8 protein-coding genes are annotated in these 11,906 nt (G+C 42.4%); 6 read left to right on the top strand and 2 right to left on the bottom strand.

The window, feature by feature from the left end:
• The first annotated feature begins 114 nt into the window (after positions 1-114).
• Genes AC3CID_RS00270 through AC3CID_RS00255 form a run of 4 tightly spaced genes read left to right on the top strand, consistent with a single transcriptional unit; the run spans position 115 to position 4,975 of the window.
• Positions 115-1,407 carry a serine/threonine protein kinase gene (locus AC3CID_RS00270; RefSeq protein ID WP_473577541.1) on the top strand — a complete coding sequence of 431 codons (1,293 nt, stop codon included), beginning with the start codon at positions 115-117 and terminating at the stop codon, positions 1,405-1,407.
• Between the two features lie 2 nt (positions 1,408-1,409).
• Positions 1,410-2,846, top strand: coding sequence for a hypothetical protein (locus AC3CID_RS00265; RefSeq protein WP_017086349.1), 1,437 nt, complete (start codon positions 1,410-1,412; stop codon positions 2,844-2,846).
• Complete coding sequence (locus AC3CID_RS00260) at positions 2,846-3,418, top strand: ECF-type sigma factor (RefSeq protein ID WP_145565116.1); 573 nt, start codon at positions 2,846-2,848, stop codon at positions 3,416-3,418. The genes AC3CID_RS00265 and AC3CID_RS00260 overlap by 1 nt, the downstream gene beginning before the upstream one ends.
• Positions 3,419-3,421: 3 nt before the next feature.
• Positions 3,422-4,975 carry a hypothetical protein gene (locus AC3CID_RS00255; RefSeq protein WP_146454009.1) on the top strand — a complete coding sequence of 518 codons (1,554 nt, stop codon included), beginning with the start codon at positions 3,422-3,424 and terminating at the stop codon, positions 4,973-4,975.
• Here AC3CID_RS00255 and AC3CID_RS00250 read toward each other — a convergent pair.
• Positions 4,972-5,148, bottom strand: a complete 177-nt coding sequence (locus AC3CID_RS00250; protein WP_186732986.1) for a hypothetical protein — start codon at positions 5,146-5,148, stop codon at positions 4,972-4,974. The genes AC3CID_RS00255 and AC3CID_RS00250 overlap by 4 nt on opposite strands.
• Positions 5,149-5,393: 245 nt before the next feature.
• Between AC3CID_RS00250 and AC3CID_RS00245 the strand changes: the two genes are divergently transcribed.
• Complete coding sequence (locus AC3CID_RS00245; protein ID WP_069595468.1) at positions 5,394-7,724, top strand: hypothetical protein; 2,331 nt, start codon at positions 5,394-5,396, stop codon at positions 7,722-7,724.
• 240 nt (positions 7,725-7,964) lie between these two features.
• Positions 7,965-10,775, top strand: a complete 2,811-nt coding sequence (locus tag AC3CID_RS00240; protein ID WP_488526761.1) for a hypothetical protein — start codon at positions 7,965-7,967, stop codon at positions 10,773-10,775.
• Positions 10,776-10,854: 79 nt separating this feature from the next.
• Here AC3CID_RS00240 and AC3CID_RS00235 read toward each other — a convergent pair whose 3' ends face one another.
• Complete coding sequence (locus AC3CID_RS00235; RefSeq protein ID WP_488526760.1) at positions 10,855-11,811, bottom strand: SPOR domain-containing protein; 957 nt, start codon at positions 11,809-11,811, stop codon at positions 10,855-10,857.
• Positions 11,812-11,906: the final 95 nt, after the last annotated feature.

Raw genomic sequence — 11,906 nt, 5'->3', positions numbered from 1 at the left:
AAATATCGAAAAAGCATCTAAAATTCTTATAGAATGCGCGCATAATAAAAAACATAAAAAAGATCAGTTGTGCAAAATAAAAGCAGTAGTTCTACTGAGGTTTTTTATCACCTCATGGATCTCTCCGACGCGGAAAAAAGTCTCTATTTAGAGCGACTAGAGCAAGAACAACCCAGCTTATATCAGCAAATACTTCCTCTCATTAACGAAGTATCCTCAGAGCAGATCACATCACTGCTCGGCTTTCACGCACAACAAGCAACAGGATCCGAACTTAGCCTCACCGACACCTTAGTAGATAAATACTATATATCTCATGAGCTCGGTCGCGGTGGTATGGGAGTTGTCTACTCAGCCAGTCGAGCAGATAGGACCTTTGAACAAGACTTAGCGATCAAATTCATACAGCCAGCTCTTTCACATATTTTAGGTGAGCATGCTCTATTCCAAGAAGCGCAATTACTCGCACATTTAAACCATCCATGTATAGCCAAAGTGTTTGACGGCGGAGTCTACGAAGAGTCGGTCTACATTGTGATGGAACGGGTTGAAGGGGAAACACTTTCTCTGTACTTACAGAATCGTTCTTTCAGTGAAAAACAAAAGCTCAGTTTATTTAAAGAAATTTGTTCAGCAATTGAACATGCCCATCAGAAACAAGTACTGCATGCTGATCTCAAGCCTGAAAATATCTTAATTGACCCTTTGGGTTCACCTAAGATTCTCGACTTCAATCTAACCCAAAAGGTCAAACAACCTGCACCCCACCAAAGCTCAGATGCCTCCATACTAACAGCCTACAGCAAGGCCTATGCCAGCCCAGAGCAGATTGCAGGTCACTTCTTAACTCAACAAAGTGATATTTACTCACTGGGTAAGGTTCTAGCATTGATTTTTGACTCTTCTTCAAACTTAGATATTAATCTAATTGTAGAAAAAGCGACAAACCACGAACCTTATCGTCGCTATGCCAGCGTAAGTGAATTGCGCCAAGATATAGTACGTATCTTAGAGTTCCGCCCCATTTCTTTGAGAGAGAAGCAGCCGCTCTATTCATTAGCAAAGCTCTTAAAGCGGCGTCCGGTGCAGAGTGCTCTAACAATCCTATTACTGCTGTCAGGCGCCACATTTTCAACAGCGATATTCCATAAGAACGTCCAGCTACAAAAAGAAAAGCTAGTCGCGGAAGAGATGATGTATGAAGTGACGAGCCTGCTGTTTCATGCCAAAGGCAGTGATGCAGCAAAAATGTCAGTAGGCACGATGCTTGAACTCACTAGACGTCGGATATTATCAAACCCTGATTTACCCAAAGACGTTAAACAAAAAATGCTATTAGCCATGCTGACGCCATCACCTGAAAAGTCCGTGATTAACAAAAATAAAGAAAAGTCATCCAATAATTAATTATGAAAAAAATACTTCTCCTACTGATAACTCTCTATTCAACAAGCCTTTACATTCGTGCTAATGGTAGTGAACCTCTCACCGGGTATTTTATTGATTCCCCAGTATCAGGGCTTTACTACGAAACCAGCTCCAATCTTTCGGGCACCACTGATAAAGGGGCATTCCAATACAATTCAGGTGATATCGTCAGCTTTTTTATTGGCACTGATAACTCCGGCTACCTATTGACGACACTATCAGGGCAAGAAGTCATCACCCCTACCTTGTCATCGACACGTCCAAGCCGCAGCATCAATATGACCCGCTTACTGCTGTCACTCGATGACACGCCAGAACACCGTGATGAAATCATCTTAGCGAGTAAAGTTTTATCTGACGTAGAGTTTCAAAAGAAGCTCAAAAATCTCGACTTAAGCTACTTAGATGCTCAAGAATTAGGCATTGACCTTGTTTCAGTCAAAGAAGCTGCAAGACACCTCAACCAGAGCCAAGAATACATCAAGAATAACTTTGCCTCGGAGGAAATCATTTTTTCTCCGAAAGACAAAGTGCTTCATAATATTATTATTGCCAAGAAAGACTATGCCGGACGCGCCTGCTTTTACGACTTAGCTCACCATACTAATCCAAAATACAAAGGTCCAATTGGAGAACTTAGTTACCAAATCACAGACACAGAACTCATTCAGTTCCCAGGAACCGGCGACTATTTTAACGGATGTAACCTACGCCCTTACCAGACACCCCAGAAGATCATTCGCGAGCCATTATCCAACAGCGATGGTTGGACAGGCTTTACCAGTTGCGCTCAAAAAGGCTGCACACGCCATGATTTGAGTGGATTCTCAATTGAAGACTACAACGATGAAGGGGACTGGAAGTACCGTACCGTTGCATTGGATTTTGATACAGAAACTGAGCTATTGATGGAAAAAACCCAAGGTTTGGGACAGAAAGAACACATCCGTCACTCAAACAAAGCTGAGATGATTTGGTTTACCTACACCAATGATCGCGGCAATCACATCCCATATGAAGGTGTTTGGCAACATACTCAATATCAACAAGCCGACATCATAAATGAATGCCTACTCATTAAAGATAAACGCATTTTTCTTGGCCCAAGCGACACTGAGACATGCTCAACAAACCACCAGCAATACACGCAAGAGGTTACAGAAAAGTTTGGAGATATGTGGTGGCTAACTAACCCAGAGCCTACAACTTCTCTTGCCCAGATGAATGTCACCGTGCGTTGGTATGACTCAGTACCACAGCAGCATTTCACCGCATGGGAATATTTACCTGCAGGTCAAGATTGGGATCAAGGCATACTCTACAGATTCAAACAAAAAATCTCACTAAACCCTGACAAATCACATAATATCAGCACCTTATCCGTTTCCGAATTTACCAAGGTGAGGTCTAACAGCTAATGGCTACTGCAACTCCAGATATCACACAAGTCATCCAACAATGGCAATCCGGCGATAAAAGTGCCGAAACCGATTTATATCAATTTGCTTATTTACAACTAAGACACATTGCTCAACAAGAACGGTCTCGCAGCGCCCAAAAATATGGTGCTAATAATCAAGTACTGAGCGACAGCATGAACAGCACGACTGCTTTGATTCATGACGCTTACTTGAAGATCTCCTCGTCTGACCTTCAATCGATCAAAAATAAAAAAGACTTTTTCCTTATGGTTGCAAAAGTGATGCGTCAGATTTTAATCGATAATGCTCGCCACCTTCAGGCAAAAAAACGCCAACAGATAACCATACAAAGCGACAGCCCAGACGATAAGTTCGAGCAATTAATGATCATGAATAAAGCGATAGATAACTTCAGTATTCATTATCCTCGGCAGTCTCAAGCCCTCAAGCTCAAGTACTTAATGGGTCTGAAAAATAGAGAGATCAGCGAGCTCCTAGAATGTAGTGCAAGCCTGATTGAGAAAGATCTTAAGTTCTCTCGCTGTTGGCTACAGAGCAAATTGGTATAACGCATGAAAAAACGTGTATCTCTTGCTGTGTTAGTTGGGTGTAGTAGTTTGTTTGGGCTTCCATCATGGTTAGCTTCGCAAGAACCGTCCATTCAGTCATTGTTAAAAGAAACCAAGTCATCGTTATCCTACCCGGCGTTCTCTAGGACTGGCTCAAACGAGGCAGCTTCCACTCCATCGAATGATTCAGAAGCATCCCTAAAGACTTTCATTGAAAGTAAACCAAAACAGGCGCTCAAGGTCGTGGCTACCTCTGCATTGACTGCCACCGTAGAGCCTGAGTTTTTACGAGAAGAATTCATACCAATTGACACTGTTACTCAAACGTTGATTGTGTCAAATGAAGGCGAACGAACAGACCGCAATCAAAAACCACAAGTAAACTCAGCGATCCAACAGAGTATTCAACACGAAATCAATCAATGGCCCTTAACGGAAAACTCTCCGATTAACCACTCGGTTGATATTACAGGACTATTTGAAGATCCTGATGATGACCTACTGACGACACAAATCGCCGTTAATCATCCGAAGTTCTCTGTTTCGAATCTCGGTGGAAAGACAAGCATCCAAGGCACCCCGAAAGCAGGTGAGGCGCCAACTCAGCTTATTGCTCGCGCCAAAGATAATTACCATGGTTCAGAAGAGAATGCATGGGTTACGACCAGCTTTTCTCTCCCTTCAATCTCTTCAGGGCTAGAGGAAGATGGCTTGCACCCTTTGATTGGTGAAACTTGGTATCGACTGGAAACCAGCCATCGATTTGCAGGCAAAACTTACAATTATGAAAAGGTATACTGCGAAGCTTTTAAGTTCATCAATGATGAAGTGTTCTTCGCATCTTCGAACACCTTAACCACCTGCCCAAATGAATATGAACTGAGGAAAGTGGGGAGTTATTATGTTGATGACGACACTATTATCGCCTCTAGCACCCAGTCAATATTTGACAATGACATGAGCTGGAAAATCTTAGAGACGTACCCAAGTCACCCTACTTTCACCACCGCTCATGTGGCACAAGTGAAAATGAACAATGACTATGAAACTTATACGCTCGCCTCAAAAACTCAAATAGAACAGCGTATAAATACCACAACAGGCTTAGAAGCGCTGCAGATGACTATGCAGAACTACATGTATCTCGCCAACGATGGCCAATACTACCTTGGTTGGTATGGCATGCACATTGGTAATTACCAACTAAAAGACCCCACCTGGCCGGACAAGATGGATGGCGACCTCAATATACAGTCTTACAATACAACGGTTATTTGCGAAGATTTACTCAACAAGTTTGATCACTATTCTATCGGCGGGCAAGGGGTGTACGGTGAGATCATCGGACAAACCATCGGTGAGGCCTATGAACCTATCGAGTGTGATGAGCAGCCATTGGGCAACCTTCAATACTCTTACTTTGATGTCGACTTTCTCGAATTCGATGAATTCAAGCATGGCGAAGTCTTTAGCATAATCCTTCGCCCTAAAACTGAGTGGCGTCATAAAGTCGAAGAGATCAAACTCAATGTTCAATATCTAGACCCTAACGCCTAGAAGTTCCAAAGAGCCTGTAAGCCGGTACTGAATATATAAGTATCGGCTTCAGGTAAGGTCGCATTTTTTTGTTCTGTTACGTAATCTGTACACACTCCATCAACCATGGTTTTACAATACATGGTCATCACAGTTTCAGTATCCGATTGGAAGCGTTTCTCATAACCAAACACCGCATACTAACCCAATGTAACCCCTACATCATTTCATAACTCACCGTTCCTTCGACATCCGCTTGATAACGACAGTCGTAAACTCGAAACCTATAAATAAAATCAAATATATTTTATGGATTTTTTCAGAATTTACGTGTGTTGATAAAACGATCTATACCCAGTAAAACATTCACCAGGGAAATATAAAACTCAAAACAATAAGCAAACAGAGCTTGGCTAGAGCTCTTTACAAAGGATATGACATGAAAAAAGTTAGTTTACTAGCAGCGTCAGTGGCTTTCGCCCTAACAGGCTGTGGTGGTTCAGATGGTGATTCAACTTCGCCTTCTCCGAGCGGTGTAACAATTACAGGTTTTGATGGTTACTTTAACCAAGCGGTTGTGTTTGATGATAAAAACAACAATGGCGTTTTGGACATTGGATCTGACGTTATTTTCGGTCTTACTAACGACCAAGGCCAAATTGAGATATCTGGCGACGTTTCAGGTGCACTAGCACTTCAAACACTAACACCTAGCGGCGCAGTGCAAACTGCACTTGCGAACCACGATAGCAGCAAATACGCGGGCAAATACACAATCGATATGGATCACCCAGCTCAAGCAATGGCTCATGAGCTTGTGTTCCGAGCTCCAACTTCATCGGATGTAATCTCTCCAATTACCGATTTAGTTGCGATTGAAATGGCAAAAGGCACAGACGCTGCGCCAGTGACTGAAGAAGAAGCAGTAGCGATTGTTAGCACAGCTTTAGGTGGCACAGAAGAAGCGCCTATCGACCCTTACTCTGATTTCGTTTCAGGTGCTGATGCAAATGCTGAACTACACAAAACAGCACAGATCCTAACGGAATCGAAAGCGGCTAACCCTACTACTTATGTAGAAAAATCCGAGCAGTTTGCAAAAAAAGCAGATGCGATCGTTGATACGCTAACTCCAGCACAACTAGCAGACAACAATTTAAAACCAGTTATTGGAGATAATGCAGCTCCTGGTGACGATCTTGACCCTGTTGTTGTAGCCAACAATAAGCTGGTTGTAACAGCAAGCGTTTTAGAAACAGAGCAAGGTAAAATCTCAATACTAGAAGAGAATGGTAGCTCATCAAATATCGTTCTTGATATAACGGGCTTATTTGTTGATAAAGACCAAAACCTAATCACACCAGTTGTTACTCACAACATCCCAGCAGCAAGCGGTATTGTTGTCACTCTAACAGATAATACTCTGACTCTATTCGCATCAGATTACATCAATGCTTCTGGTGACTTTGAAGTTACTTTAACGGCAGAAGATAAAGACTTAACACCGGAAGTCGTTGGCTCTGCGATCGCGACTTTCAACGTTAAAATTGAAGCTGCGAACCAAGTTCCTACTGTTGACCATGCGGAATATAATGTTTTACAAGCTGAAATTAGCAACTGGCAGCTAGAGGTTGGCGTTCCATTCGAACAAACCATCAATATTGTAAACCTATTCACAGACAAAGATGGTGACATTGTTTCTTACCGTACTGGTGCTATGACAATCCCAGGGCTAACTGTATCTCCACAAGAAGGTACGAACCCAATCATTACCATTTCGGGTACGCCAACCAAAGCAACGGCTGCTGACGCTTCTGAAGCATTCATGGTTGGTGGTGTTGATAACGAAGGCGCTGCAGCTTACCAAGAAATGTTGATACCTAAAGTCGCTGAAGGTGTGGTTCCAGAACCAGACCTTCACCCTCTAGAAGGTAAGACTTGGTACATGCTAGAGCACGGTAGTTCAAACGGTGAAAATGAGCAGAACTACGCAAGCATCTGGTGTGATTCAATCAAGTTTGAAGACGGCATTGTACTAGGCAACGTAAGAAGCATCGCAAATAAAACAAGCTGTTCTGCTGCTGATACTCAAACTGAAAATGCAACTTACGAAGTTATCGACGGTAAGCTTTTTGCGACATTTGAATTCGTAGAAGATGGACAAAACCTAGTTGAAACCTTCCAAGTCGAAGTGTTTGAAGACGCAGATGATATTTCTACTGGTGCTAAAACAATCATTCACCGAATGAAAGACTCTACTGAAGATTCAGCAGAACGATACACATATTTCAGCAATAAAGCAGACATCGAAAAGCGCATCAATGTGACATCTGAAATGTCAGGTGATGAGCGCGGCTTTAACGCTTACTTACCAGCAGAAGCAGACATAACTTACAACCTTGGCGTTATTACTTTATCGCTAACTGAAGATATAAGTAACGGTGATGAAGGTACTATGGACGCAAATTTATACTTTGATGTTCCAAACAATGATTTTACATGTAAAACCGTTAAAGAATTCTTCTCAGGCTTTTACTTCACAGGTGAAGATATTGATTCACTGCAATCTAAAGAGTTCAATAGCACACCGATTGAGTGCTACACAAATGAAGAAAACGGCGTCAACTATGCATCTGTTGACTTTGACTTACCAGCACTAACTGTTAATAACGTATACAGCGTAATTGGTAAGGTAAAAGACAGCGATAGCGAATACCTAGAAGCAGTTAAATTCAACATTGAATGGACAGGCATATCTAACAAAGACTAACGGAACACATTGATGTCAATACCCCGCTCCGGCGGGGTTTTCATTCCCACAGCCAATACGATCAATCCCGAACATACACATTGCAAATAACCAATTCCACAAATTGTTTTTAATGACAATTTTTACGGATTTTCTATTAATTTTCGTATCTTGCACCTACCGAATACAAGCTGTAAAAACTAGCCCGTTTTTATATAACTTCAAAAAAATAATAGATTTCACTCGGTAAGGATGGAAAGAATGAAGAAGGTTAGTTTACTAGCAGCGTCAGTGGCTATTGCATTATCAGGTTGTGGCGGTTCAGATGGTGGTTCATCTGACGAAGCAACCCCAGGCGGTATCGTGATTACTGGCTTCGACGGCTACTTTAAAAATGCAGTTATATTTGACGATGTCGGTCAATCTGGCGTTTTAGAAGTAGGCACAGATACTATCTTTGGCTTAACAGACCAAGATGGTAAAATCACACTTCCAGTAGATACTGAAATTGATGGAAAACTAGCCATAAAAACACTTCGTCCAGGCGATATGACTAAAGCGCTTGCTGAAGAGCTTTCAGCGTTGAGCTCTAAAGCGGATAGCTATTCTGATTTTATGGATGTTTACACCACAGATATGGACCATGAAGGCCAACCAATGGCTAACAGCGTTGTATTCCGCACGCCTGAAGGTACCGATAAAACTGCATTAGTTATCTCTCCAATTACCGACCTTGTTGCTATTGAAATGCAGAAAAACAATAGCTCATTCGAAGATGCTACGACATCTGTAAACGAAAATTTAGGCGGAACGATTGAAGAACCTATCGATCTATTTTCAGACTTTGTAGCAACTTCAAAAGATGATCTTGAAAGCGCACAGTTGCACAAAACTGCACAAATTCTTACTGAATCCAAAGCACAAGATCCTGCAGCCTACGAAAATAATGTAAATAGCATTACCGAGACCGCTGCTGAAACTTCTAAAAAGATCGTAACAGAAGAGAACAAGGGCTCTGAGGAGATCGTTAACGAGAAGCCTGTTATCGATCCAAGCCAACCAGAAACAGCTGTGCCTAACTACAAGTTGCTGGTAGACCCTACTGCGCAAGCTGATCTCGAATCAGAATTTGCAAAGCTAGAGGTAGTTGAAGGTCAAGGGTTTGAGCAGACTATCACTGTTCCTGAAAACTTATTCCAAGATAAGTACAGTTCTGAAGATAAATATCAAAACATCGCTATCGCTCGTTCTGAAGTGAATGGTGAGCAAGAAATTACGATAACGCTAGAAGGCGAGACATTAACTATCTCAGCAAAAGATAGCTTTGTTCCTACGCTAAGCAGCTACATTGTTACTCTAACAGCAGTTGATCGTGCCACTGCTAGCTCCAAAGTACTGAGTGAGCTAAGCACTACATTCTCATTCGATGTTTCACTGGTAAATACTGCACCAAAAGTAGATCCGGAAGCACAATCAGAATTACAGCACGAGATTACTGATAACTGGACAATGAAACAGGGTGAAGCTTTCTCAGCAGAGCTAATGGTTAACGGCCTATTTACAGATCGCGAGAACGATACTCTAACTTATGATTCCAACATTAGTAATGTCGTAAAAGGACTGACATCAAAGTACGACGCCAAATCGGGCAAACTGCTTATCTCTGGTCATCCGGAGGTACCAACCGCAGACACAAAACAGTTCAACATCACGGCTGATGATGGCCACGCTGCGACATTCATGGTGTCTGAGCCTGCAAGTTTTGATCTACCAACTATTTCACTAGGTGATATTACTATTGAACCGACAGTGAAAGCCAATCTGCAAAAGACTATTACAAATACTTGGTCACTTAAAGCCGGTGAAGCATTCTCTGAACAGCTAGATATTAGCGAGTTATTTACCTCAAATGTGTCTGGTGATGTTGAATATTACGCAAACTATGCGGCTCACGACAATGAACCAGCACACAACTCAATTCCTGGTGTTTCTGTGCAGGTTGACGATAGCGGCCTAGTAACCTTAACTGGAAAACCAACAGCTGAAACTAACGGTGTCATGCTTTACGTCGCTAAAGGTATCAACTTCTCTGGTGGTAAAGAGAATGATATTGAATCTGAAATGGTTAGTTTTTCATTACCAAACGTAAAGCCAAGTGATGAAGTTGATCCACCAGCACCAGAACTTGGCTTTACTGAAGCACACTTCAACAATCAAGAGTGGAAGATGGGTAGCTTTGCTCCAAATGACGGTGAAATTGCTTACGCTAGCCTAATGAAAAGTGACTCAAATAGCGGCTTAAGATTCTGTTGGGGTGCGACTAATGGTGACAATTCGCCTTATGAAGCTAACATAGGCTATAGCTTCAGAAATAGTGGATTAGGTCTTAACGACGGTAGTGAAATCATAGAGATGCTGTCCGAACTTGATGATGCAACTGGATACTTAGATTCTCAAGAGAAAGATTGCTGGCCTGTAAGTCTGAGCGATGGAAAGCTAGATGACGGCGAAAGTCGCTACGAAATGCTTTACCAAAAGAAAACGGAAGTAAATGGCGAAACCCAATATCAAATTCTTGTAAAGATCGGTACTGATGAATTGTTCTGGTTAGATTCAACAAACATGCCATTCGCTCATATTCAGCCTGTTGAGAATAAAGTAAACGAAGGTATCGTTGAATTTGATTTGATGGTAGAAAACGAAGGTGAAGATGATAGCACGCAGCTAACATACAGTTTTGGCCAGTACAGCTATGACCAAACAACTTATGACTATGACTCTGTTATGCCGGAAGGCTTCCATACTCCTGGAGAGTGGACTCTAGTGGCAGATGATTTAAACAACCCACTACTACAAGCACAAGAAACGGGTGAAATGTCGGATTACAAAACTCGCTTCCGTTATATCGGTCGTGATTTTGGAGATTTTTACATCGGTATGAAATGGAGCCGTGAACCAGGTCAAGTACCAGGCCAAGTCTACCAATCAGCGCCTGAATACGGTCTGTTCTCTATTGATAAAGACAAAATGTTCAGCATTGTAAATAACCTACCAATGATGTCAGTTGACTAACATTAAAAAACCCCAGCACATCGCTGGGGTTTCTTTTATCGGTGCCTTTCGGCCTACGGTAACTCCAAGACTCTTAACGCTACTTCACACACATGACATTAAGCAGTGAAGAACCTTTCAATTGGTTTACGTTTCCGTTGGTAAACAGGCCTTTCTTATCTGCGCCCCAATAAGGTAGATGCATTGGCCAGTTCTGTTTTTCCATAACCTTTGAGCTCAAGATGCTCTGCCACTGCTTTTCGCTAATCAGCTTCATGTTGACCTGACTACACACCAATTCAGCGCTATCGAAATCTAGGCGGCTCCAAGGCTTACCTTGCTCCATATAGAACTGTTGTTGATGGTCTAGAAGGTAAGGAATCGCATATTGGCTACCCGCAACATTGGCTGTCACACGGATCTCAATTTCCAAATCGTTATCTGAATTCGCGTTACCGCTTGGTAGCGCCTGAATAGCTGCAGCACTCGTTACCGCTGCCGCTTGCTTAGCTGCCACAGGTTTCGGAGCAGGTTTTGGTTTTACAGGAGCCTTAGGCTTAACCATTTTTGGCTCTGCCGCTTTTGCAACGATAGGCTGTGATGAGGTTTTCGACTTATCGACCATGCGAATAAAGGCTTCACCATAGCCGGGAACCTTGCGCACCTGAGCTAAGTCTTTTCTCGCATCAGAGAAGGTAGAATAAGGTCCGATTAAGCAACGATAGTCTCCGCCTTCAGGCTTCATCCAAACGTTAGTTGAGATCTTCTCATATAGGGACTTTGCTCGGTTCAGTGACAAAGGCTTGTTCAGCAGGCCACATTGAACCCAAAACAGCTCGTTATCTGAATGACGTTTAGGCGCCTTGCTTCCCCACACACCCTTACCGATCGGACATGACTGCTCTAGCTGTGGTAATTGGTTGGTGCTTGCTTGAGTGGCATCACATAGAACCGACTCTGCATTCACTTGGCTCGAGACCAAAAGAGATGCAGCGATAAGCCCCATACGATAATTTCTCATCACAGCACGACATACAGCATTCATTGTCAATTTCATAACCACCACTTAAACCCTTACGGGTTAATTATTACCGAATCAATGTCGATAAAACATGAATTCCATTTTAAGTATTATTGACACTATCAATGATA

The sequence above is a fragment of the Vibrio sp. QJM3NY_21 genome, from assembly GCF_057785975.1.
This window is presented reverse-complemented; position numbering and strand designations above follow the sequence as displayed.